Annotated in this window: 22 protein-coding genes and 1 riboswitch; of the genes, 16 read left to right on the forward strand and 6 right to left on the reverse strand. The window is 61.8% G+C overall.

Annotation, left to right across the window (positions count from 1 at the left end; all coding sequences use genetic code 11):
• Positions 1-47 precede the first annotated feature (47 nt).
• The gene (locus ABV589_RS23375; RefSeq protein ID WP_003223035.1) at positions 48-464 is read right to left on the reverse strand and encodes an OsmC family protein; all 417 of its coding nucleotides are present in this window, start codon (positions 462-464) and stop codon (positions 48-50) included.
• Between the two features lie 151 nt (positions 465-615).
• Between ABV589_RS23375 and ABV589_RS23380 the strand changes: the two genes are divergently transcribed.
• Together ABV589_RS23380 and ABV589_RS23385 are read left to right on the forward strand one after the other, a co-directional pair.
• Positions 616-1,638, forward strand: coding sequence for an amidohydrolase family protein (locus tag ABV589_RS23380; RefSeq protein WP_367083885.1), 1,023 nt, complete (start codon positions 616-618; stop codon positions 1,636-1,638).
• Positions 1,639-1,776: 138 nt separating this feature from the next.
• Positions 1,777-3,402: a methyl-accepting chemotaxis protein gene (locus ABV589_RS23385; protein WP_367083886.1), complete on the forward strand. Its 1,626-nt coding sequence runs from the start codon at positions 1,777-1,779 to the stop codon at positions 3,400-3,402.
• 149 nt (positions 3,403-3,551) lie between these two features.
• Here the strand turns inward: ABV589_RS23385 and ABV589_RS23390 are convergent, their stop codons facing one another.
• The 3 genes from ABV589_RS23390 to purM are packed head-to-tail and all read right to left on the reverse strand — an operon-like array spanning position 3,552 to position 5,982.
• A complete protein-coding gene (locus ABV589_RS23390; protein WP_007962880.1) occupies positions 3,552-4,265 on the reverse strand; it encodes a DUF3108 domain-containing protein in 714 nt (237 codons plus the stop codon).
• Positions 4,266-4,273: 8 nt separating this feature from the next.
• Entirely contained in the window at positions 4,274-4,924 is a 651-nt protein-coding gene (gene purN, locus ABV589_RS23395; protein WP_367083887.1) for a phosphoribosylglycinamide formyltransferase, read from the reverse strand.
• The gene (gene purM / locus ABV589_RS23400) at positions 4,924-5,982 is read right to left on the reverse strand and encodes a phosphoribosylformylglycinamidine cyclo-ligase (RefSeq protein WP_007962882.1); all 1,059 of its coding nucleotides are present in this window, start codon (positions 5,980-5,982) and stop codon (positions 4,924-4,926) included. Before purM ends, purN begins: the two co-directional genes overlap by 1 nt.
• Before the next feature lie 374 nt (positions 5,983-6,356).
• Here purM and ABV589_RS23405 point away from each other — a divergent pair, with 374 nt between their 5' ends.
• The 5 genes from ABV589_RS23405 (at position 6,357) to ABV589_RS23425 (ending at position 11,043) form a co-directional block, all read left to right on the forward strand.
• A complete protein-coding gene (locus ABV589_RS23405; RefSeq protein ID WP_367083888.1) occupies positions 6,357-7,415 on the forward strand; it encodes a DUF2066 domain-containing protein in 1,059 nt (352 codons plus the stop codon).
• Positions 7,416-7,449: 34 nt separating this feature from the next.
• Positions 7,450-8,523, forward strand: a complete 1,074-nt coding sequence (locus ABV589_RS23410) for an AI-2E family transporter (protein ID WP_367083889.1) — start codon at positions 7,450-7,452, stop codon at positions 8,521-8,523.
• A 219-nt stretch (positions 8,524-8,742) separates the two neighbouring features.
• Positions 8,743-9,447: a DnaA regulatory inactivator Hda gene (hda, locus tag ABV589_RS23415; protein ID WP_003223042.1), complete on the forward strand. Its 705-nt coding sequence runs from the start codon at positions 8,743-8,745 to the stop codon at positions 9,445-9,447.
• Between the two features lie 225 nt (positions 9,448-9,672).
• The gene (locus ABV589_RS23420; protein ID WP_007962885.1) at positions 9,673-10,287 is read left to right on the forward strand and encodes an NlpC/P60 family protein; all 615 of its coding nucleotides are present in this window, start codon (positions 9,673-9,675) and stop codon (positions 10,285-10,287) included.
• A gap of 219 nt (positions 10,288-10,506) precedes the next feature.
• Positions 10,507-11,043, forward strand: coding sequence for a C40 family peptidase (locus ABV589_RS23425; RefSeq protein WP_007962886.1), 537 nt, complete (start codon positions 10,507-10,509; stop codon positions 11,041-11,043).
• Positions 11,044-11,176: 133 nt separating this feature from the next.
• Here the strand turns inward: ABV589_RS23425 and ABV589_RS23430 are convergent, their stop codons facing one another.
• A complete protein-coding gene (locus ABV589_RS23430; RefSeq protein ID WP_367083890.1) occupies positions 11,177-12,490 on the reverse strand; it encodes a sorbosone dehydrogenase family protein in 1,314 nt (437 codons plus the stop codon).
• Between the two features lie 68 nt (positions 12,491-12,558).
• On the reverse strand, positions 12,559-13,143 hold the full coding sequence (locus tag ABV589_RS23435; protein WP_367083891.1) for a hypothetical protein: 585 nt from the start codon (positions 13,141-13,143) through the stop codon (positions 12,559-12,561).
• 163 nt (positions 13,144-13,306) lie between these two features.
• A riboswitch (cobalamin riboswitch) is annotated at positions 13,307-13,538 on the forward strand.
• 81 nt (positions 13,539-13,619) lie between these two features.
• On the opposite strand from ABV589_RS23435, the gene cobO reads away from it, so the two are divergent.
• The 9 genes from cobO to cobC all read left to right on the forward strand — a co-directional run bounded on the left by cobO (position 13,620) and on the right by cobC (position 21,889).
• Positions 13,620-14,231, forward strand: coding sequence for a cob(I)yrinic acid a,c-diamide adenosyltransferase (cobO, locus tag ABV589_RS23440; protein WP_003223053.1), 612 nt, complete (start codon positions 13,620-13,622; stop codon positions 14,229-14,231).
• Positions 14,228-15,610: a cobyrinate a,c-diamide synthase gene (locus ABV589_RS23445; protein WP_367083892.1), complete on the forward strand. Its 1,383-nt coding sequence runs from the start codon at positions 14,228-14,230 to the stop codon at positions 15,608-15,610. Before cobO ends, ABV589_RS23445 begins: the two co-directional genes overlap by 4 nt.
• On the forward strand, positions 15,607-16,257 hold the full coding sequence (bluB, locus tag ABV589_RS23450) for a 5,6-dimethylbenzimidazole synthase (protein WP_367083893.1): 651 nt from the start codon (positions 15,607-15,609) through the stop codon (positions 16,255-16,257). Before ABV589_RS23445 ends, bluB begins: the two co-directional genes overlap by 4 nt.
• Entirely contained in the window at positions 16,254-17,162 is a 909-nt protein-coding gene (gene cbiB / locus ABV589_RS23455) for an adenosylcobinamide-phosphate synthase CbiB (RefSeq protein ID WP_367083894.1), read from the forward strand. Before bluB ends, cbiB begins: the two co-directional genes overlap by 4 nt.
• On the forward strand, positions 17,155-18,147 hold the full coding sequence (cobD, locus tag ABV589_RS23460) for a threonine-phosphate decarboxylase CobD (protein WP_367083895.1): 993 nt from the start codon (positions 17,155-17,157) through the stop codon (positions 18,145-18,147). The genes cbiB and cobD overlap by 8 nt, the downstream gene beginning before the upstream one ends.
• Positions 18,144-19,595: a cobyric acid synthase gene (locus ABV589_RS23465; protein WP_367083896.1), complete on the forward strand. Its 1,452-nt coding sequence runs from the start codon at positions 18,144-18,146 to the stop codon at positions 19,593-19,595. The genes cobD and ABV589_RS23465 overlap by 4 nt, the downstream gene beginning before the upstream one ends.
• 148 nt (positions 19,596-19,743) lie before the next feature.
• Positions 19,744-20,265: a bifunctional adenosylcobinamide kinase/adenosylcobinamide-phosphate guanylyltransferase gene (cobU, locus tag ABV589_RS23470; protein WP_367083897.1), complete on the forward strand. Its 522-nt coding sequence runs from the start codon at positions 19,744-19,746 to the stop codon at positions 20,263-20,265.
• Positions 20,262-21,317, forward strand: a complete 1,056-nt coding sequence (gene cobT, locus ABV589_RS23475; protein ID WP_367083898.1) for a nicotinate-nucleotide--dimethylbenzimidazole phosphoribosyltransferase — start codon at positions 20,262-20,264, stop codon at positions 21,315-21,317. Before cobU ends, cobT begins: the two co-directional genes overlap by 4 nt.
• Positions 21,314-21,889: an alpha-ribazole phosphatase family protein gene (gene cobC, locus ABV589_RS23480; protein ID WP_367083899.1), complete on the forward strand. Its 576-nt coding sequence runs from the start codon at positions 21,314-21,316 to the stop codon at positions 21,887-21,889. The genes cobT and cobC overlap by 4 nt, the downstream gene beginning before the upstream one ends.

A 21,889-nucleotide genomic window follows, 5' to 3' on the forward strand; every position in this document is an offset into this window, starting at 1 on the left:
CTGAGCGGGTGATGCCAGAAGCATAACCCGCCGCTGGCACGGGAGTGCTACTGGCTATCGAAGCCTTGTGGGGCGTGGGTTTCGATGCTGACGTCGGTGGTGGTCATCAGTTTGTGGATCGGGCAGCGATCGGCCACGCGCAGCAGTTCTTCGCGTTGCGCGTCGGTCAGCACGCCCTTGAGCGTCAGGGTGACGTGCAGCACGTATTTACCTTTCTGCTCTTCACTGTTGTCGCGTTTGACCTCGACCCCCACGCCGGTCAGCGGGATGTCTTTCTTTTTTGCGTACATCTTCAAGGTCAGGGCCTTGCAGGCGCCAAGGGCCGCGTCGAAGTAATCGTGCGGCTCTGGGGCCGAGCCCTCACCGCCGGCAGACTTCGGCACGTCGGCAAACAATTCGTGGTCATCGATCTTTACGGTGTGACGAAAACCTTCGGCGGAGACGGTATTGACGGTAACAGTCATGGCAACCTCACTGGCAGTAGGAAAAGTCGTGCGATCAAAAAAGACCTTGCAGTTATAGAGCATTCCTACGGAGGCGCGTTCCACTTTCCTGCAGATGAACCCTTATGATCGGCTCAGGGTCTAGGCTATGCCTACCTGCCGGAGATTACTTGTGCCCTTGTTTCGTTTGAGTCTTGCCTGCCTGCTGGCATTTGCCGGTAGCGCCAGCGCCCGGGATTACACCTACAGCGATGCGCACCTGCACTACGTGGATTTTTTCCAGGAAACCGCCGGCATGGCGAAATTGCTCACGGCCATGCAGGACAATTCCATCGACCATGTGATGATTTCCGGGATTCCCGTGGCGAAGAAATGGCACGAGGACGAACCCAAACGTCCGCGCTATTACGCCGGCGATGATGCCGATGCCTACTGGTACAGCGCCACTGACGTGATCGTCGCTGATGCCGTGCTGAAACTGACACCGGAGCAGCGTCTGCACTTTCATCCATTCCTCTCGGGCTTCAACCCCAACGACAAGAACTCCGCCGCACACATCCAGCGCATGCTCGATCTGTATCCGGGGCTGTGGCAGGGCATTGGCGAAGTGTTTACCCGCCATGATGACCTGACGGCGTTGACCGCCGGAGACACGCCGCGGGCCAATAATGAGGCGATGACCCGCATCTATCACCTTGCAGCGGAAAATGATTTGCCGGTGATGCTGCATTCCAACATCACCTCCAAGCGTGAGAAGAATCCGCTGTACCTGAAAGAAGTCGAGGAACCGCTGCGTAATCACCCGCACACGCGGTTCATCTGGGCTCACGCGGGCACCAGCGCGGAGATCCATCGGCACCAGACGCATTTGAAATTTCTTCTGCCCACCGTCAGCCGGATGCTGGAGGCTTATCCAAATCTGTTCATCGATCTGTCCTGGAGCATGCTCACACCGTATCTGCTCGACGAGCAGGGCAAGCCGCGCGCGGAATGGCTGGCATTGGTGGAGAAATACCCTGAGCGCTTTATGGTGGGTTCGGATGTTGTAGGCCGATTCAACAAGCTCGGTGAGGAAATGCGCAGTTTCACGCCGTTCCTTGATGCCTTGCCCGAAGACGTCGCGATTAAAGTCGCCCGGGATAACTTCTTGGCGATATTGCCGCGAACAGCAGCAAAGTCCGGGAAACCGCGCTGAATCGATAATGCCAAGGGTTCGAAGTATCAAGGCCTTTTGATATCACCTTTTCGTCTTACGCAAATTGTCTGCGGGCCGATACCTTCTAAAGCAACCAGCTGCAGGGTTGATGCAGCGCTTTTGGAAGGAGCCAGAGTAATGAGTATCCGCAGTCTCAATATCGCGCCGCGTGCCGGCCTGGGTTTTGGTGTGTTGGCGCTGATGGTGTTTGCCCTGGGGGCGTTCGCCCTGCTGCAAATGTCGAACATGCGCGCCCAGTCTGATGAGGTCGACAACAACTGGCTGCCGAGCGTGATGGCGGTGGGCGAGATGAGTCAGGACATGCTGCGCCTGCGTGCGCTGACCATGCGCCTGCTGCTCAATCGTGACCCACAGGCGCTGGCGCAGAATGTCGCCAAGCTCAACGAATTGCGGGGTGTGCTCAGTGAAGCGCAGCAACGCTATGACGTGCTGATTGTGCTGCCCGAAGAGCGCAGGTTGTTCGACCGCTTCAAGGTCGCCGAGCACAAGTATCTGGAGTTTCAGGCGCAGGTCATGCAGTTGTCGGCGCAGAACCGGGTGGAGGAGGCTGCCGCCATCCTCAATGGTGAGATGAGCCCGTTAGCCGATGACATGGCCGTCACCCTCAAGGAACTGGTCGAACTGAACAAGCACAACGCCAACCTCGCCACCGAAGCCGCGCGACTGGTGTTTATCAATTCGCGGGTGTGGGTGGGGGTAATGATCGGCATCACCGCGCTGATCACCATCGGTCTGGCATTGCTGTTGACCCGCAGCATCGTCCTGCCGCTGGCGCAATCGCTGGGCGTGGCGGAGGTGGTGGCCGGTGGTGATCTGACCGGCGATATCCGTATTTCCGGCAAGGATGAGCCGGCGCGGCTGCTGCAGGCGCTGAAAAGCATGCAGCACAATCTGCGCGACACCATCCGCCAGATATCCGACTCATCCAGCCAGTTGGCGTCCGCTTCCGAAGAACTCAGTTGCGTTACCGAAGACGCCACGCGCGGGCTGCATCAGCAAAGTCTTGAGATCGAACAAGCCGCCACAGCGGTCAATCAGATGACCGCTGCCGTGGAAGAGGTGGCGAGCAACGCCGTGGCTACCTCCGAGGCGTCCCGCGAGTCTGACCGCATTGCCCAGCATGGGCGTGAGCAGGTCAAGCAGACCGTGGTTTCAATCGAATCGCTGGCGCAGGATGTCACCGCCAATGCAGCGCAGGTGGAGGAGCTGGCGCAAAAGGTTCACGGCATCAGCAAGGTGCTCGACGTGATCCGCTCGATTGCCGAGCAGACCAATCTGCTGGCGCTGAACGCGGCGATCGAGGCGGCGCGGGCCGGGGATGCCGGTCGTGGCTTTGCGGTGGTGGCCGATGAAGTACGGGCGCTGGCTCATCGCACACAGCAGTCGACCCAGGAAATCGAGCAGATGATCGGTGGCATTCAGCAGGGCACCGATTCGGCGGTGAGTTCAATGCAGCAGAGCAACATCCGTGCGCATTCGACGCTGGAACTGGCCAAGGCGGCAGGCGTGGCGCTGGAGGAAATCGCTTCGGCGTTCACCTTGATCAACGAGCGCAACCTGGTGATCGCCAGTGCCTCGGAGGAGCAGGCAGCGGTGGCGCGGGAGGTGGATCGTAATCTGATGAATATCCGTGACCTGGTAACGCAGACCTCGGCGGGGGCGAATCAGACCAGTGCGGCCAGCCAGGAGTTGTCGCGGCTGGCGGTGGATTTGAACAATATGGTGGCCAAATTCTCGGTCTGAACCTGTCCCTGTAGGAGCTGCGGCACGCTGCGATCTTTTGATCTTGAAGCAGAATCAACAGATCGCAGCGTGCCGCAGCTCCTACAGGGGGAAGGAATTGCAGGCACAAAAAAGCCCCGCATCTGCGGGGCTTTTCGGTGTAGCGCGGATCAGCTGCCTTTAACGGTTTTGCCGTTGACCGTACCGTCCTGGAGCATGATGTTGTACTCCTTGCCGTCGGTTTCAACCTGTTGCAGGCGGACCAGCAGGTAATCCCAGTCCTTGGCGAACCACAGCACAGTGATGCGCTTGCTTTGTGTCGGGTCGCGCACGCGCTCGACCTTGATTGCATCGATCTTGCCGGCCTTGGTGTCGACTTTCTCGGCACCCAGTACGCGGAAATCGTAAGTATCGACTTCACCGTCGTCGACCACCTGATAGCTCATGGTCTTCTTGCCGGCGGCGACGTCATGCTGCAACGCCAGTTGGTAGGTCGACTTGTCGACCATGCCACGGTTCAGCGGGATCTTCACCGCGTCGCCACGGTCGGTGCCGGTGACCATCTTGCTGTTCCAGTCGAAGTCCAGATCAGCCTTTTTCGCTTTGCCCAGACCGCCACGTTCGAAGTGGTAGGACTGTGGCAACAGGGTATCCTTGTCCAGGGTCAGGGTGCTTTCTTCGGTCAGGCTGGCGATCATCATCGACGCCTTGAAGCTGAGTTTCCAGACGCCGTTGGCTTCCTTGGTCAGGCTGCGTTCGGCGGTGCCGCTCATGGGCAACTGTTTCCAGTCGGCGGTGTAGCTGGCGGAGAACGGTTGAAGGTCTGCCGCCTGCGCGAATGGCAGGGCGAGCAGAGCGCAAGCGAAGAGCAGGGCGCGACGCATAAAATCTCCTAGTGTCGAATCAAGTGGCCGCTGGCCGCGAGTAACTGGCCATCCAGTAAAGCACCTTGTTCGCCGAGTGCCAGTCGGCCTTCGGCAAACCAGCGTATAGCCATCGGGTAGATCAGGTGTTCCTGGACATGCACTCGCTGCGCAAGTGTCTGCGGCGTGTCGTGCAACTCTACCGGTATTACTGCCTGTACGACCAGTGGTCCACCATCGAGTTCCTCGGTGACGAAGTGCACGGAGCAGCCGTGCTCGGCGTCGCCGGCCTCCAGCGCGCGCTGATGAGTGTGTAACCCTTTGTATTTGGGCAGCAGCGACGGGTGGATATTGAGCAGGCGACCCTGGTAATGACGCACGAAGTCAGCGCTGAGAATGCGCATGAAGCCGGCCAGTACCACGAGTTTCGGTTTGAATTCGTCGATCAGTTCGATCAGGGCAGCATCGAAGGCCTCGCGACCTTCGAAAGCCTTGTGATCCAGCGAGCGGGTGGCGATACCCGCGTCACTGGCGCGTTGCAGGCCATAGGCGTCGGCGCGGTTGGAAATCACCGCAGCGATGCGGACCGGGCTGTCGCCGGTCCGCGTGCTGTCGATCAGAGCCTGCAAGTTACTGCCGGTGCCGGACAACAGCACCACGACATCACAGGTTGCGGACATTAATGAGCCTTAAGGTTCTGCAGGTCAACCTGGGCAGCGCCTTCAGCAGCGGCAGCGATCTTGCCGATGACCCAAGGCTGCTCGCCGGCATCACGCAGGGTGTTCAGGGCCACTTCAACGTGCTCCTGAGCCACGCAGATCACCATGCCGACGCCGCAGTTCAGTACGCGGTGCATTTCGGTCTCGTCGACGTTGCCTTTCTCTTGCAGCCAGTCGAAGACTGCTGGGCGAGTCCAGCTGGCCACGTCAACCACGGCCTGAGCGCCTTTTGGCAGAACGCGCGGGATGTTGTCCAGCAGACCGCCACCGGTGATGTGGGCCATGGCCTTGACCGCGCCGGTGTCCTTGATCAGCTTGAGCAGCGGCTTCACGTAGATGCGGGTCGGGGCCATCAGCAGGTCGGTCAGCGGTTTGCCGTCGAGCTGAACGGTTTCGATGTCGGCACCGGACACTTCGATGATCTTGCGGATCAGCGAGTAGCCGTTGGAGTGCGGGCCGGACGATGGCAGGGCGATCAGCGCGTCACCGGTGGCGACTTTCGAGCCGTCGATGATTTCGGCTTTTTCCACGACGCCGACGCAGAAGCCGGCCAGGTCGTAGTCTTCGCCTTCATACATGCCAGGCATTTCAGCGGTTTCGCCGCCGACCAGGGAGCAGCCAGCCAGTTCGCAGCCTGCCCCGATACCGGTGACGACGGTGGCGGCCACGTCAACGTTCAGCTTGCCGGTGGCGTAGTAGTCGAGGAAGAACAGCGGTTCAGCGCCGCACACCACCAGATCGTTGACGCACATGGCGACCAGGTCCTGGCCGATGCTGTCGTGCTTGTTCAGGTTCAGCGCCAGGCGCAGCTTGGTGCCGACGCCGTCGGTGCCGGAAACCAGCACTGGCTGCTTGTAGCCGGCCGGGATTTCGCAGAGGGCGCCGAAACCGCCCAGACCGCCCATGACTTCCGGGCGCGCAGTGCGCTTGGCGACGCTCTTGATGCGTTCGACCAATGCTTCACCGGCGTCGATGTCTACACCGGCGTCCTTGTAGCTCAGGGAGGGTTGCTTGCTCATGATCCAGGCCTTTAGGGGAGGGGATTCAGGGGTAACGACCGAGTTCAGCGGGAACATCGAAATCGAGGGGGCGATGGCCTCACGCGAATTTCGGGGTGCCCGGCTGTTGCCGGTCTGCGAAGGCGCGCGATTTTATCAGGCTTGAGGGGCAGCGGCCATCCTCGCGCCGACGGGCAGGGGCATAATCGACTGAAATTTTTTGCAATTGTGCCAGGTGGCTGCCTGTATAAGGTGTGCCGATTAACCGTCTATCGTTATCACTGTGCAAAAACTTACCGCTAGCGTGTGAATGTTTTGCGATGGCAGATTGTCACAGCCTTGCTTAACCGGTTCACGCGGCCTGTTCCAGCCGCTCCTGTCGACGGGAATTTTCCATGCGTTTTTGTAAATTGTTGGTTGTGGGTTGTTTGTCGTTGGTCAGCCTGGCGAGTCATGCCGAAAACCTCAAGGGTCTCTATCAAGTGCGCCAGCCGGTCAGCAGCCAGGCGCCGGAAGAGCGTGATCGCGCCACGCAGGCGGCACTGGATACGCTGGTGTTGCGCCTGACCGGTGACCCCAAGGCTCCGCAGAATCCGGGGCTGGCGGCGATTCGCAAGGATCCGCAGCAGATCATCAGTCAGTTCGGTTTCGATGCCGGGCCGCCGGAGGTGCTCAAGGTCGATTTCGATCCGGCCACCACCGAGCAGGCGCTGCGCCGGGCCGGGCTGTCATTGTGGGGGGCGAGTCGGCCGTCGATTCTGAGCTGGTGGCTGAACGATTCGACTGAAGGTTCGAGCCTGGTCGGCGACGGTCAGGCAGCGGCTGCACCGCTGCGTTCTGCGGCTCAGCATCGCGGCTTGCCGCTGCGTCTGCCGCTGGCGGATCTCAGTGAGCAACTGGTGGCCACCGCGCCGGTGCTGGACGGCACCGATCCCGCGCCATTGCGCGGCGCTTCGGAGCGTTACGGCGCGGATGCCTTGTTGGCGGTGCATACGCACGAAGAGGGCGGGCAGTGGCAGGCCAAGTGGCATCTGTGGCTGGGCGATCAGAAAGAGGCCGGCAGCGTGCAGGGCGCCGATCAGGCTACCGTGGCCGATGCGGTGATGCTGGCAGTGGCTGAGCGTCTGGCCCCGCGATTTGTTGCCAAGCCCGGCGCTTCCGGTCAACAGACCCTCGAAGTGCAGGGCATGAATCTTGAGCACTACGCCGCGCTGCTGCGGTTACTCGAACCGTTCGGTGTGCGTCTGCAGAGTGTCGATGGCGATCGCATTGTGTATCGGGTCAACGGCAGTGCCGATCAGTTGCGTTCGCAATTGTCGCTGGCGAAGTTGCAGGAGTTGCCGGCCGAAGCACCGACGCCAGTGGCAGCGCCGCAGCCAGCGGTCGCAGGTGCGGCGCCTGTTGCGGCTCCAGCGCCTGCACCGGTAGCGCCTTCGTTGCGGTTTCGCTGGTAAGTCTTTCCTTATATAGAAGCAGTAGGAGTGGTACATGGCCGATTCGCGGCGTTGGTTCTGGCTCGGTGGGGTAGTCCTGCTTTGCGCATTTGTCTGGTTGCTGCATCCGATCCTCACGCCGTTTCTGGTGGCGTTGCTGCTGGCTTATCTGTTCGATCCGCTGGTGGATCGCCTTGAGCGACTCGGTCTGTCGCGTACCTGGGGCGTGATTGCGGTGTTTGCCTTGTTCACCCTGATCGTCACCACGTTGCTGCTGGTGCTGGTGCCGATGCTCGCCAAGCAGTTGGTGCGCTTGTACGAGCTGGCACCGCAGATGCTCGACTGGCTGCAGCACACCGCGCTGCCGTGGGCGCAATCGAAGCTGGGGTTGTCGGACGGTTTCTGGAAGTTCGACAAGGTCAAGGCGGCGATCAGCGAACACATGGGGCAGACCACCGACATCGTTGGTGTGGTGCTGAGTCAGGCGACGGCCTCGAGTCTGGCGCTGATCGGCTGGCTGGCGAATCTGGTGCTGATCCCGGTGGTGAGTTTTTATCTGCTGCGCGACTGGGACGTGATGATGGCCAAGATCCGCAGCCTGTTGCCGCGTGATCGTGAAGAAACCATCGTCTCGCTCGCCGGTGAGTGCCACGAGGTGCTTGGCGCGTTTGTGCGCGGGCAATTGCTGGTGATGCTGGCGCTGGGGGTGATTTATGCGGCGGGTCTGATGATCGTCGGTCTGGAACTGGGGCTGTTGATCGGCCTGATTGCAGGCTTGGCGGCTATCGTGCCGTACATGGGGTTTGTCATCGGCATTGGCGCGGCGCTGATTGCCGGGCTGTTCCAGTTCGGTGGCGACCTGTACCCGATGATTGGCATCGTCGCGGTGTTCATGGTCGGGCAAGCGCTGGAAGGCATGGTGCTGACGCCTTTGCTGGTGGGTGACCGCATCGGTCTGCATCCGGTGGCGGTGATCTTCGCGATCCTGGCGGGTGGCGAGCTGTTCGGTTTCACCGGGGTTCTGCTGGCATTGCCGGTGGCGGCGGTGATCATGGTGCTGGTGCGTCACGTGCACGATTTGTACAAGGACTCGGATATTTACAGCGGGGCAGATGAGCCCGAGTTGTAATCCGGTTACGGACGACCCGGCATTGCGCCGGGTTGGCCCGTGTTTTGCGGTGAGTCTGCTCGGCGTCGCGTCAGAGAAACCGTCATAAAACCAGCGTGTTAACGCAAACCTTTGATTTTGCTTGGAGTCTGTCGCATTGTGCGCTCAGCTTCACGGGTATAAACTTCGCAAACTTTACACAGAGGCCACTAACGGTTCATTGAGAACTGTTCAGTCAGCATGAAACCGATTCAGCTGCCCCTAGGTGTGCGTCTGCGTGACGACGCCACCTTCATCAACTACTACCCAGGCGCCAATGCCGCTGCACTCGGCTATGTCGAGCGCCTATGCGAAGCCGACGCCGGCTGGACCGAAAGCCTGATCTACCTGTGGGGCAAGCATGGGGTAGGGCGTACGCATCTGTTGCAGGCGGCTTGCCTGCGCTTCGAGCAGATGGGCGAGCCTGCGGTGTACCTGCCGCTGGCCGAGTTGATGGATCGCGGCATCGAAATCCTCGACAACCTTGAACAGTACGAACTGGTCTGCCTGGATGACTTGCAGGTGATTGCCGGCAAGGCCGACTGGGAAGAGGCGATGTTTCATCTGTTCAACCGTCTGCGTGACAGTGGTCGGCGTCTGCTGATCGCCGCTTCTACTTCGCCACGCGAATTGCCGGTGAAACTGGCCGATCTCAAATCGCGCCTGACCCTGGCGCTGATTTTCCAGATGCGTCCGCTCTCCGATGAAGACAAATTGCGTGCCCTGCAATTGCGCGCGTCGCGTCGCGGCCTGCACCTGACCGATGAAGTCGGACACTTTATCCTGACCCGCGGCACCCGCAGCATGAGTGCATTGTTCGACCTGCTCGAACAGCTGGATCAGGCCTCGTTGCAGGCGCAGCGCAAGTTGACGATTCCGTTCCTGAAAGAAACCCTCGGCTGGTAGCCAGCCCTTGAAATACGTGGCTTTGACCACGTTTTGACATATTTCAGGCGCCAGAAAATCCGCTTTTCCGCACCCTGTGCAGACCGCGTATCGACTCAAATGGGCTTAAGCGCTTAGATGTAAACGAGAAACCGGGAAGTCACAAAAAGATCGATTGAATTTGCAAATGAGGCCGATAGCGGGCATAGTCTCGGCTTCTTTACAACTTCAGCCACGGTCGTGCCCATGCTAAATCGCTTCGCACCCCTCGTGCCTCTCGCACTCGTCACCCTGTTGTTCGGTTGCGCTGCTCATTCTCCAGTTCAAGAGCAGCCTCAACAGGTTAAAAATTCTGCCACTGCCCAGTCTTCCGTTATTTACCAGGAAGAGCTGGACACCGAAAAGGAACTCTCGGACTTCAACAAGAAGCCGTACGAGCTTCCGGTTCTGGCCGACAGCATCCTTGAACGCGGCATGTCCCTGATCGGTACCCGTTACCGTTTCGGCGGCACCTCTGAAGCCGGCTTCGACTGCAGCGGTTTCATCGGTTATCTGTTCCGCGAAGAAGCCGGCATGAATCTGCCGCGCTCCACCCGTGAAATGATCAACGTGGATGCGCCTCTGGTCTCGCGCGGCAACCTTGAGCCGGGCGATCTGCTGTTCTTCGCCACCAATGGTCGTCGCGGTCGTGTAAGCCACGCCGGGATCTACCTGGGTGACAACCAGTTCATCCACTCCAGCAGTCGTCGCAGCGGCGGTGTTCGCATCGACAGCCTGGGTGACAGCTACTGGAGCAAGACCTTCATCGAAGCCAAGCGCGCCCTCGCGATGGCACCGACCGTGGTCACCGCTCGCAAGTAATTCCCCCGTTGTCGTCACGTCCGTGGCGACAAAAAACGGCTCCGGCACGGAGTAGACCTAAACTTTACAAGGTGAAGTTAAAGTCTTACTTGAAGTTTGTCGTATAGCCGCTAGAATCCTGTATCTATATTGATGGCAAACCGCCTGCGTGCTCCGCAGGCGGTTTTGTTTCTGTCCATTCGGCAGAGAAAGCCGCAGCCAGATCAGGATGTTCTGCTTATGACGATGTCGGCCCGCCTTGCTTTGATCTTCTTCGCAGCGCTGCTCAGCGCCTGCGCCAGCCGCACGCCGCCGCCTGCGCCCGTGGTACGTGCCCCGGTCGTGTTCGGACCTTCCCAAGCTTTTTCGCCGGCTGCTGAAGACGTGCTGTTTCGCGCGCTGGGCCTGGTTGGCACGCCTTATCGCTGGGGCGGCAACACACCGGACTCCGGGTTCGATTGCAGTGGCCTGATCGGTTTCGTCTACCGCGATGCTGCTGGCATTTCCTTGCCGCGCTCGACGCGCGAGATGATCGTGATGCAGGCGCCGAACGTCGGCAAAGAGGGTTTGCAGACCGGCGATCTGATCTTCTTCGCCACCAACGGCGGTTCACAGGTCAGTCATGCGGGGATTTACGTCGGGGAAGGGCGCTTCGTGCATGCGCCGGCCACCGGCGGCACGGTGAAGCTGGACAGCCTGTCAAAGGCTTACTGGCAGAAGGCGTATCTGAGTGCCAAGCGGGTGCTGCAGCCGGAGCATCTGGCGCGTAACCCGTAATTCAAAGAGCTCACAGTCCAATGTAGGAGTGAGCCTGCTCGCGATAGCGGTTGATCAATCAACACTGATGTTGAATGTGACACCGTCATCGCGAGCAGGCTCACTCCTACAGTTGTTTCAGGTCAGGCAAAAGTTACTTGGCGGACGACACCCGCCACACCTTGTTCCCCACATCATCGGCCACCAGCAAACCACCTTGCTGGTCGATCACCACGCCTACCGGGCGACCCAAGGCGTTTTCGTCCTTGTCGAGGAAACCGGTCAGCACATCCACCGGTGCTCCGTTCGGCTTGCCGGCGGCGAACGGGACGAAAATCACTTTATAGCCACTGTGCGGTTTGCGGTTCCATGAGCCGTGCTGGCCAATGAAGGCGCCTTCCTTGAACTGCGCCGGCAGGCTGTTGCCTTCGGCGAAGGTCAAGCCCAATGAAGCGGTATGCGGGCCGACGGCGTAGTCCGGGGCGATAGCCTTGGCCACCAGATCCAGATTCTGCGGCTTCACCCGCACATCCACGTGCTGTCCGTAATAGCTGAATGGCCAGCCGTAGAAGCCGCCGTCCTTGACCGAGGTGATGTAATCCGGCACCAGGTCGCTGCCGATCTCGTCACGCTCGTTGACCGCTGTCCACAACGCGCCACTGGTGGGCTCCCACGCCAGGCCGTTGGGGTTGCGGATGCCCGAGGCGAAGATCCGGTGATTGCCGGTGGCGCGATCGACTTCCCAGATCGCCGCGCGACCTTCTTCTTTATCCAGACCATTCTCGCCAACGTTGCTGTTCGAGCCGACGGTGACGTACAGCCTGCTGCCGTCCTTGCTGGCGACGACGTTTTTCGTCCAGTGGTGGTTCAGCGTGCCGCCCGGCAAGTCGGTGACTTTGATCGGCTGGGTTTTGATCTCGGTCGCGCCGGGTTCGTAGTGGAAGCGCAGCAGGCGATCGGTGTCGGCGACATACAGGTCATTACCGACCAGGGTCATGCCGAACGGCGAGTTGAGGTTTTGCAAGAACACCGTGCGGGTCTCGGCCACGCCGTCGTGGTCGGCATCGCGCAACAGGGTGATGCGATTCGGGCTCGGCACGCCAGCGCCGGCCTTGCCCATGACTTTCTTCATCACCCAGCCACGAATGCCGCTGCTGTCGTCAGGCTTGGGTGGCGCGTTGGTTTCCGCCACCAGCACATCACCGTTGGGCAGCACGTAGAGCCAGCGCGGGTGATCGAGGCCTTCGGCGAATGCGGCCACTTGCGTGCCGGCCGCGGCGGTCGGTTTACCACCCGCAGGCCAGCCGATCGCCGGGGCGATGTTCACCGTCGGGATCAGGGTCTTGTTCGGTTCGGGCAGTTTCGGTGACGGGCCGGTGCCGTCGGAGACTTGCAGGCTGGAGGATTCACCACAGGCGGTGAGCCCTCCGGCGAGGGCGATGACGAGAGCGAGCTGGGACTTGCGCATTACTGATCTTCCCTATGAATGCATTGACCTAATCATAGAGAAGCACAGGCGTGCGATGGTTCAACCGCTCAACCGCGGGCCTCTTTGAACAGCACGGCGATGCCCGGATGATAATTGCCCGCTTCGCTGCGCAATTTGCGGTAGGCGTAGGGGAAATACCAGGCCACTGCGCAGCTATGTTCCTTTTGCAGGTCGTCGACCATGTCCTGCAGTTCTTCGGGGCTGGCGCTGTGCTGGGCCTTTTGCGGGGCGACGAACAGGCAGCCGAGCTTGAGGTCGCTGGCAAAACTGATGCGTTTGGCATCGCTGGTGATGTCCAGCAGGGTCTGGGTCAGGTTGAGATTGTTGACCCGCGGCCAGCGCTGGGTGGCCTGAAGGTAGGCGCGGTCTTCAGGCCCGGCAATGAACAGATCGGCGCGGGCATTGCGCTCGCCGTCCTCGTTCTGCTTTCGGGTCGAGGTATCACAAAGGGTCACCAGCTCGGCCATCCATGCCGCCGCAGAGAGCAAGCCGAGATTGGCTTTCTCGTCATGCCAGTAAGGGGTGTCGTTGTCGCCGCGAATGGCGTTGTAGCGGTCGATACAGTCAAACCAGCGTTCGAGCATCGGGCGCAGGAATTCCAGGCGCGGGTTGCTGATGATCATGCCTTGCATCGTCATCATCCTTATTGTTGTGATGGGCTTTTTCGAGAAAAGCATGGCTCTTTGATATCATTTGTATCAGTGTGGCACAAGAATGGCGCCAGATAATTGATCGACGGCAGTTATTCGCCCGACGGCCCCCTCTTTAATTGACGCTCCACCCCCAACCCTCTAACCTTCGCGGCTTGTTTCAGGTGCTCTGTGACGCGTGTCGACAGAGTGAAACAGGGAAGCCGGTGAGGGTTGTCTTCAGGTGAAGAACGATCACGATCCCGGCGCTGCCCCCGCAACGGTAAATGAGTGAAAACTGCGCATTGAGCCACTGTGTCGACCGACGCGGGAAGGCGCGCAGTCTGGCGATTCGCCGCTCATGAGCCCGGAGACCGGCCTGATCCATCCAGCGGCATCACGGTGGGCGATGCCAGGCTTTTTGCCGTCTATTCTTGTGCCTGCCCGCCGTTATCCAGCCTCAACGGAGAGCTCCCCTCATGACCGATTCCCCCGAGCGCGACGAACGCCACCTGGCGCGTATGCAGCGTAAAAAAGCCGTGATCGACGAACGCATCGCCAATTCGCCTGACGAGTGCGGCCTGGTGCTGGTGTTGACCGGCAATGGCAAAGGCAAAAGCAGCTCGGCGTTCGGCATGCTTGCCCGCGCCATGGGCCATGGCATGCAGTGCGGCGTGGTGCAGTTCATCAAGGGCCGCAACAGCACTGGCGAGGAGCTGTTCTTCCGCCGCTTCCCTGAACAAGTGCGTTTTCACGTGATGGGCGAGGGCTTCACCTGGGAAACCCAGGATCGCCAGCGTGACATCGCCGCCGCCGAAGCCGCGTGGGCCGTGTCCCGCGAGCTGCTGCGTGATCCGTCGATCGGCCTGGTGGTGCTGGATGAGCTGAACATCGCGCTCAAGCACGGCTACCTCGATCTGGATCAGGTGCTCAGCGATCTGCAGGCACGTCCGCCGATGCAACACGTGATCGTCACCGGTCGCGCGGCCAAGCCGGAAATGATCGAAATGGGCGATACCGTCACCGAAATGGGCATGCTCAAACACGCCTTCCAGGCCGGCATCAAAGCGCAGAAAGGCGTCGAACTTTGAATCAACCACGTCACTGCCCGGCGGTACTGATCGCCGCGCCGGCCTCCGGTCAGGGCAAGACCACCGTCACCGCCGCACTCGCGCGCTTGCATCGCAATCAGGGGCGCAAGGTGCGCGTGTTCAAGTGCGGCCCGGACTTCCTCGACCCGATGATTCTCGAGCGCGCCAGCGGTGCGCCGGTGTATCAACTGGACATGTGGATGGTCGGCGAGCAAGAAAGCCGCCGCCTGTTGTGGGAAGCCGCCGCCGAAGCCGATCTGATCCTGATCGAAGGTGTGATGGGCCTGTTCGACGGCACGCCGTCCAGCGCTGATCTGGCGCGGCATTTCGGTGTGCCGGTGCTCGGCGTGATCGACGGCACCGCCATGGCCCAGACCTTTGGCGCCCTGGCTTTGGGGCTGGCGCGTTATCAGCCGGACCTGCCGTTTGCCGGCGTGCTGGCCAACCGCGTCGGCACCTTGCGTCATGCGCAATTGCTCGAAGGCAGCCTCACCGAAGGCTTGCGCTGGTACGGCGCGCTGTCCCGGGAAACCGGGATCGAGTTGCCGAGCCGGCACCTAGGTCTGGTGCAGGCCAGCGAACTGAATGACCTCGACCTGCGTCTCGATGCCGCCGCCGAAGCCTTGGCCAGCAGTTGCGAGGTAGCGCTGCCACCTGCCGTGGAATTCGCCGCGCCTGAAATGATTCCTGCCGAACCGCTGCTCGACGGTGTGCGCATTGCCGTCGCTCGCGACGAAGCCTTTGCCTTCACCTACGGCGCCAGCCTCGACCTGCTGCGGGCGATGGGCGCCGAGTTGAGCTTCTTCTCGCCGATCCGCGATACGCAGTTGCCCGAAGCCGACAGTCTGTATCTGCCCGGTGGCTACCCGGAATTGCACCACGTCGCGTTATCGCAAAACACCGCGATGCTCGATGCGATCCGTACGCACCACGCCGCCGGTAAACCGCTGCTCGCCGAGTGCGGCGGCATGCTCTATCTGCTCGACGCGTTGACCGATGTCGACGGCACCCGCGCCGAACTGGTCGGCCTGCTGCGCGGTGAGGCGGTGATGCAAAAACGTCTGGCGGCACTGGCGCTGCAAGCGGTGGATTTGCCGGAAGGTTCGTTGCGCGGTCACACCTATCATCATTCCCTGACCAGCACCGAACTGACCCCGATTGCCCGGGGCATCAGCCCCAATGGCGGGCGCGGGGCCGAAGCGGTTTATCGGGAAGGGCGGATGACCGCGTCTTACGTGCATTTCTACTTTCCGTCGAATCCGACGGCGATTGCTGCATTGTTAGCGCCAGATCTCGAGGCCGCCTTCGCGAGCAAGCTCGCTCCCACATTGGATCACCTAACCCCTGTGGGAGCGAGCCTGCTCGCGAAGAGGCCATGACCGACAACGCCTATTCCGAGGCCGAACGCGCAGCCGTCTACCGAGCCATCGCCGAACGCCGCGACATGCGCCACTTCACCGGCGGCACGGTCGAACCGGAGCTGCTGCGCCGCCTGCTCGAAGCCGCGCATCAGGCGCCCAGCGTCGGCCTGATGCAGCCGTGGCGCTTCATCCGCATCAGCGATCGCGCCTTGCGCGGGCAGATCCAGAACCTCGTCGAAGAAGAGCGCATCCGCACCGCCGAGGCCCTCGGCGAGCGCAGTGACGAGTTCATGAAGCTCAAGGTCGAAGGCATCAACGACTGCGCCGAAGTGCTGGTCGCGGCGCTGATGGACGATCGTGAAAAACACATTTTCGGCCGCCGCACGTTGCCGGAAATGGACATGGCCTCGCTGTCCTGTGCGATCCAGAATCTGTGGCTGGCGGCCCGTGCCGAAGGACTGGGCATGGGTTGGGTCTCGCTGTTCGAACCGCAGGCACTGGCCGATCTGCTGCAGCTGCCGGTCGGGGCCAAACCGCTGGCGGTGTTGTGTCTGGGGCCGGTCGAGGCATTCTATCCGGCGCCGATGCTGGTACTCGAAGGGTGGGCGCAGGCGCGGCCGCTCAATGAGTTGCTGTACGAAAATTATTGGGGAGTGAATCAATGAGTGTGGCGTTGTTGAGTGTCGCCGCGGTTGCGCTGGATGCGCTGCTGGGTGAACCGAAACGCTGGCATCCGCTGGTGGCGTTCGGCAATTTTGCCGGGCGCATCGAGCGCCGTTTCAACGCGGGCGGGCGCGGCTGGCGCAGTCACGGGGTCACCGCGTGGGTGATCGCGGTGCTGCCGCTGACGCTGCTCGCCACGGCGTTTTCCTGGGCGCCGTATATGGGCTGGATCGTCGAGATTCTGGCGCTGTATTGCGCCCTCGGCATGCGCAGCCTCGGCGAACACGTCGAGCCCGTGGCCAAAGCCCTGCGCAGTGATGATCTGGAAGAAGCACGCAAGCGTGTTGGCTATCTGGTCAGCCGCCAGACCAGCGAACTGGACAGCACCGCTGTTGCGCGCGCGGCCACCGAGTCGGTACTGGAGAACGGCAGTGACGCGGTGTTCGCCGCGCTGTTCTGGTTTGTCGTGGCCGGTGCGCCGGGGGTGGTGCTTTATCGCCTGAGCAACACGCTCGACGCGATGTGGGGCTATCGCAACGAGCGCTTCGAGCGCTTCGGCTGGTGCGCGGCAAAGATCGACGACGTGCTCAACTACATTCCGGCCCGGCTGGTGGCGCTGACCTACGCGCTGCTGGGCAACACCCGGCTTGCATGGAAATGCTGGCGCAGCCAGGGCCCGCAATGGGACAGCCCGAATGCCGGTCCAGTGATGGCGGCCGGTGCCGGCGCGTTGAATGTCGAACTGGGCGGCCCGGCGATCTATCACGGCGAACTGCACGAGCGTCCGCAACTGGGCGAAGGTCCGCCGGCGGATGCCGATTCGATTGATCGCGGCTGGCAATTGGTCCAGCGCGGGGTATGGTTATGGCTGCTGATTCTCTGCGTGGGGGCTGAATTCTATGCTTGAGCACGGTGGCCGGCTGCGCAAGGCTGCACTCGATTACGGGATTGCCGAAGCCGACTGGCTCGATCTGTCCAGCGGCCTCGCCCCTTGGCCGTTTGAGGTGCCGCCTATTCCGTTGCGCGCCTGGGCACGTTTGCCGGAAACCGACGACGGCCTGGAACAGGCTGCGTGCGATTACTACGGCGCCTCGCAGGTGCTGCCGGTGGCCGGTTCGCAGATGGCGATCCAGTTGCTGCCGCGTTTGCGCCGCGCCGGCAAGGTCGGAGTGTTGTCGCCATGTTATGCCGAGCACGCCGAGGCCTGGCGGCGCAGTGGTTACATCGTGCGCGAAGTGCTGGAGCAGGAAGTCGAATTCTTTCTCGACAGCCTCGACGTGCTGGTGGTGGTCAATCCGAACAACCCCACCGGCCTGAGCCTGACCCCGGCGCGGCTGCTCGACTGGCACGCGCGGCTGGCTCAGCGTGGCGGCTGGCTGGTGGTCGATGAAGCGTTCATGGACAACACGCCGCAGCTGAGTCTGGCGCCGCATGCCCACCAGATCGGATTGATTGTGCTGCGTTCGTTCGGCAAGTTTTTCGGTCTGGCCGGGGTGCGTCTGGGCTTTGTGCTGGCCGAGCGCAAGTTGCTCAGATTGCTCGCGGAACAGGTCGGACCCTGGGCGGTCAGCGGGCCGACGCGGGTGCTCGGTCAGGCCTGCCTGCAAGACACCGAAGCGCATACCCGGCAACGTATTCGCAGCGACGAGGCCAGCGAACGTCTGGCGCTGTTGCTGGAGCGCTACGGCTTCAAACCCCACGGTGGTTGCGCGCTGTTTCAGTGGCTGATCACCGAACACGCGGCGGCGCTGCACGAATTCATGGCCCGACGCGGCATCCTTCTGCGCATCTTCACCCACAACAGCAGCCTGCGTTTTGGCCTGCCTGCCAACGCCGCTGAAGAGGCGCGCCTCGAACAGGCGCTGCAAGCTTTCGCCAAGGAAATCCAATGACAACCTTGATGGTTCAGGGCACCACCTCCGATGCCGGTAAAAGCACGCTGGTGACGGCGCTGTGCCGCTGGGCCACCCGTCAGGGCGTGGCAGTGGTGCCGTTCAAACCGCAGAACATGGCGCTCAACAGCGCGGTGACCGCCGACGGCGGCGAGATCGGCCGGGCGCAAGCGGTGCAGGCGCAAGCCGCGCATCTCGAACCGCACACCGACATGAACCCGGTGTTGCTCAAGCCCAACAGCGACACCGGCGCGCAGGTAATCATCCATGGCCGCGCGGTCACCAGCATGAACGCGGTGGCGTATCACGACTACAAAGCCATCGCCATGCAAGCGGTGCTCGCGTCGCACGAGCGGCTCAGCGCGGCGTATCCGCTGGTGATGGTCGAAGGCGCTGGCTCGCCGGCCGAGATCAATCTGCGTGCCGGGGACATCGCCAACATGGGCTTTGCCGAGGCGGTGGATTGCCCGGTGCTGCTGATTGCCGACATTAATCGCGGCGGGGTGTTTGCGCATCTGGTCGGCACCCTTGAGTTGCTGTCGCCGAGCGAACAGGCGCGGGTCAAAGGCTTCATCATCAACCGCTTTCGCGGCGACATTGCTTTGCTGCAACCGGGCCTCGACTGGCTGCAACAGCGCACCGGCAAACCGGTGGTCGGTGTGCTGCCGTACGTGATGGATCTGCACCTGGAAGCCGAGGACGGCATCGATCAGCGCCAGACCGACAAGGCCGAGCAAGTGCTGAAAGTGGTGGTGCCGGTGCTGCCGCGCATCAGCAACCACACCGACTTCGATCCGCTGCGTCTGCATCCGCAGGTCGATCTGCAATTCATCGGCCCGGGGCAGGCGATTCCTGCCGCCGACCTGATCATCCTGCCGGGCTCGAAAAGCGTGCGCAGCGACCTCGCGTATCTGCGCGCCAACGGCTGGGACGCAGCGATCAATCGGCACTTGCGTTACGGCGGCAAGTTGCTGGGGATCTGCGGCGGTCTGCAGATGCTCGGCGAGCAGGTGCACGATCCGCTGGGTCTGGAAGGCGCGCCGGGTTCGAGTGTCGGTCTGGGTTTGCTGGCGTTCGAAACCACGCTGGAAGCCGAGAAGCAATTGCGCAATGTCCGTGGGCATCTGGCGCTGGAAAACGCTGAGGTCAGTGGCTATGAAATCCATGCGGGCGTGACGGTGGGGCTGGCGCTGGAGAACGCTGCGGTGCATCTGGATGACGGTCGTTGCGACGGCGCGATGAGTCTGGACGGGCAGGTGTTCGGCACTTATCTGCACGGCTTGTTCGAGTCGCCGCAAGCCAGTGCCGCGTTGCTGCGCTGGGCCGGGTTGAGCGATGTGCAGGAGGTGGATTACCACGGCTTGCGCGAGCGCGATATCGAGCGGCTGGCGGATCTGGTGGAGCAGCATCTGGATACCGGGCTGCTGCGTCAGCTCTGCGGGATTTGAGCGGCCTGTCCAGGCCCCATCGCTGGCAAGCCAGCTCCCACAGGGTTCGATGTCGGATACATATTTTGTGAACACAGCTGAACCCTGTGGGAGCGGGCTTGCCCGCGAAGGGGCCGGTGATCTCACTAAACTTTTTCTGGATAAAAAAATGCTCCAACTGATCCTCGGCGGCGCCCGCTCCGGCAAAAGTCGCCTGGCGGAAAAACTCGCCAGCGACAGCCATCTGGCGGTCACTTACATCGCCACCAGCCAACCGCTGGACGGCGAAATGAACGCGCGCGTCGCCCATCACCGCGCCCGGCGTCCGGCCGAATGGGCGCTGATCGAAGAGCCGCTGGAACTGGCCCGCGTCCTGCGTGAAAACGCCAGTGCCGAGCGTTGCCTGCTGGTGGATTGCCTGACCCTGTGGCTGACCAATCTGCTGATGCTCGATGACGCCGCGCGTCTCGCCGCCGAGCGCGAAGCCCTGCTGGACTGCCTGGCGTCATTGCCGGGAGAAATCATTTTTGTCAGCAACGAGACCGGAATGGGTGTCGTGCCGCTGGGCGAATTGACTCGCCGCTACGTCGATGAAGCCGGTTGGCTGCATCAAGCTCTGGCCGAGCGTTGTCAGCGAGTCGTTCTGACCGTCGCCGGCCTGCCCCTGACCCTGAAAGGACCTGCGTTATGACCCAAGCGTGGTGGTTGAACCCGTGCCAATCCGTGAGTGCCGAGATCGTTGAGCAAGCGGCGGCGCGCCAGCAACAACTGACCAAACCAGCCGGCTCCCTCGGTCGCCTCGAAAGCGTGGCGGTGCAACTCGCCGGGTTGCAGGGGCAGATCAAGCCGACGCTGGAGCAGGTCTGGATCGCGATTTTTGCCGGTGATCATGGCGTGGTCGCGGAAGGCGTTTCGGCGTTCCCGCAGGAAGTCACCGGGCAGATGTTGCTGAACTTTGTCAGCGGCGGTGCGGCGATCAGCGTGTTGGCGCGGCAGCTCGATGCGCAGCTGGAAGTGGTCGATCTGGGCACCGTGACTCCGACGTTGAATCTGCCGGGTGTGCGTCATCTGAACATCGGCCCGGGCACGGCGAATTTCGCCAAGGGCGCGGCGATGACCCAGGCACAGGGCGAACTCGCGTTGCAGGCCGGTCGCGACAGCGTGCTACGCGCCAAAGCGGCTGGCGCGCAGTTGTTCATCGGCGGCGAAATGGGCATCGGCAACACCACTGCCGCCAGTGCGCTGGCGTGTGCCTTGCTCGACTGCCCGGTGGCGCATCTGACCGGTCCCGGCACCGGGTTGAACGCCGAAGGCGTCAGCCATAAAGCACAAGTGATCGAGCGCGCACTGGCGCTGCACGCGGCACAGCGCGGCGATGCGTTGCAAACCCTGTTCAACCTCGGCGGTTTTGAAATCGCTGCACTGGTCGGCGCGTACCTGGCCTGTGCCCAGGAAGGCGTCGCGGTGCTGGTCGACGGCTTTATCTGCACGGTCGCCGCGTTGGTCGCGGTGCGGCTGAACCCGGCCTGCCGCGAGTGGCTGCTGTTCGGTCATCGTGGCGCCGAGCCGGGCCATCGTCATGTGCTGGAAACCCTTAACGCCGAACCGTTGCTGGAGCTCGGCCTGCGTTTGGGCGAGGGCAGCGGGGCGGCGTTGGCCGTGCCGCTGTTGCGTCTGGCCTGTGACCTTCACGGGCAGATGGCGACGTTCGCCGAAGCCGCGGTGGCGGATCGTCCGGCATGACCTTGCGTCTGGACCTGCTGCGCCACGGTGAGACTGAGCTGGGCGGCGGTTTGCGCGGCAGCCTCGATGATGCGCTCACCGAAAAAGGCTGGGCACAGATGCGTGCCGCCGTGGTGGCGGGCGGGCCATGGGATCGATTGATCAGCTCGCCGCTGCAGCGTTGTGCGCGGTTTGCCGCCGAGCTGGGTGAGCAACTGAATCTGCCGGTTCATTTGGACAAGGATCTGCAAGAACTGCATTTCGGCGCCTGGGAAGGGCAGAGCGCGGCGGCACTGATGGAGACCGATGCCGAGGCGCTGGGGCTGTTCTGGGCCGATCCATATGCCTTCACGCCACCACAGGGTGAGCCGGTCAGCGATTTTGCTGAACGTGTGCTGGGCGCGGTTGCGCGGTTGCATCAGGCCTATGCCGGTGAACGTGTTTTGTTGATCAGTCATGGCGGCGTGATGCGCCTGTTGCTGGCGCAGGCGCGTGGCCTGCCGCGTGAGCAGTTGCTCACTGTCGAAGTCGCGCATGCTTCGCTGTTTGCGCTCAGCATCGAAGCCGATGGCGTGCTCAAGGAAGGTCACTGA

This window comes from Pseudomonas sp. HOU2 (assembly GCF_040729435.1).
Taxonomy (GTDB): domain Bacteria; phylum Pseudomonadota; class Gammaproteobacteria; order Pseudomonadales; family Pseudomonadaceae; genus Aquipseudomonas.

What these genes read in the sequence shown, in the direction of transcription:
- ABV589_RS23375 (WP_003223035.1), bottom strand. Translation starts at nt 464, where the DNA reads ATGACTGTTACCGTCAATACCGTCTCCGCCGAAGGTTTTCGTCACACC.
- ABV589_RS23385 (WP_367083886.1), top strand. Translation starts at nt 1,777, where the DNA reads ATGAGTATCCGCAGTCTCAATATCGCGCCGCGTGCCGGCCTGGGTTTT.
- ABV589_RS23390 (WP_007962880.1), bottom strand. Translation starts at nt 4,265, where the DNA reads ATGCGTCGCGCCCTGCTCTTCGCTTGCGCTCTGCTCGCCCTGCCATTC.
- purN (WP_367083887.1), bottom strand. Translation starts at nt 4,924, where the DNA reads ATGTCCGCAACCTGTGATGTCGTGGTGCTGTTGTCCGGCACCGGCAGT.
- purM (WP_007962882.1), bottom strand. Translation starts at nt 5,982, where the DNA reads ATGAGCAAGCAACCCTCCCTGAGCTACAAGGACGCCGGTGTAGACATC.
- ABV589_RS23405 (WP_367083888.1), top strand. Translation starts at nt 6,357, where the DNA reads ATGCGTTTTTGTAAATTGTTGGTTGTGGGTTGTTTGTCGTTGGTCAGC.
- ABV589_RS23410 (WP_367083889.1), top strand. Translation starts at nt 7,450, where the DNA reads ATGGCCGATTCGCGGCGTTGGTTCTGGCTCGGTGGGGTAGTCCTGCTT.
- hda (WP_003223042.1), top strand. Translation starts at nt 8,743, where the DNA reads ATGAAACCGATTCAGCTGCCCCTAGGTGTGCGTCTGCGTGACGACGCC.
- ABV589_RS23420 (WP_007962885.1), top strand. Translation starts at nt 9,673, where the DNA reads ATGCTAAATCGCTTCGCACCCCTCGTGCCTCTCGCACTCGTCACCCTG.
- ABV589_RS23425 (WP_007962886.1), top strand. Translation starts at nt 10,507, where the DNA reads ATGACGATGTCGGCCCGCCTTGCTTTGATCTTCTTCGCAGCGCTGCTC.
- ABV589_RS23430 (WP_367083890.1), bottom strand. Translation starts at nt 12,490, where the DNA reads ATGCGCAAGTCCCAGCTCGCTCTCGTCATCGCCCTCGCCGGAGGGCTC.
- ABV589_RS23435 (WP_367083891.1), bottom strand. Translation starts at nt 13,143, where the DNA reads ATGCAAGGCATGATCATCAGCAACCCGCGCCTGGAATTCCTGCGCCCG.
- cobO (WP_003223053.1), top strand. Translation starts at nt 13,620, where the DNA reads ATGACCGATTCCCCCGAGCGCGACGAACGCCACCTGGCGCGTATGCAG.
- bluB (WP_367083893.1), top strand. Translation starts at nt 15,607, where the DNA reads ATGACCGACAACGCCTATTCCGAGGCCGAACGCGCAGCCGTCTACCGA.
- cbiB (WP_367083894.1), top strand. Translation starts at nt 16,254, where the DNA reads ATGAGTGTGGCGTTGTTGAGTGTCGCCGCGGTTGCGCTGGATGCGCTG.
- cobD (WP_367083895.1), top strand. Translation starts at nt 17,155, where the DNA reads ATGCTTGAGCACGGTGGCCGGCTGCGCAAGGCTGCACTCGATTACGGG.
- ABV589_RS23465 (WP_367083896.1), top strand. Translation starts at nt 18,144, where the DNA reads ATGACAACCTTGATGGTTCAGGGCACCACCTCCGATGCCGGTAAAAGC.
- cobU (WP_367083897.1), top strand. Translation starts at nt 19,744, where the DNA reads ATGCTCCAACTGATCCTCGGCGGCGCCCGCTCCGGCAAAAGTCGCCTG.
- cobT (WP_367083898.1), top strand. Translation starts at nt 20,262, where the DNA reads ATGACCCAAGCGTGGTGGTTGAACCCGTGCCAATCCGTGAGTGCCGAG.
- cobC (WP_367083899.1), top strand. Translation starts at nt 21,314, where the DNA reads ATGACCTTGCGTCTGGACCTGCTGCGCCACGGTGAGACTGAGCTGGGC.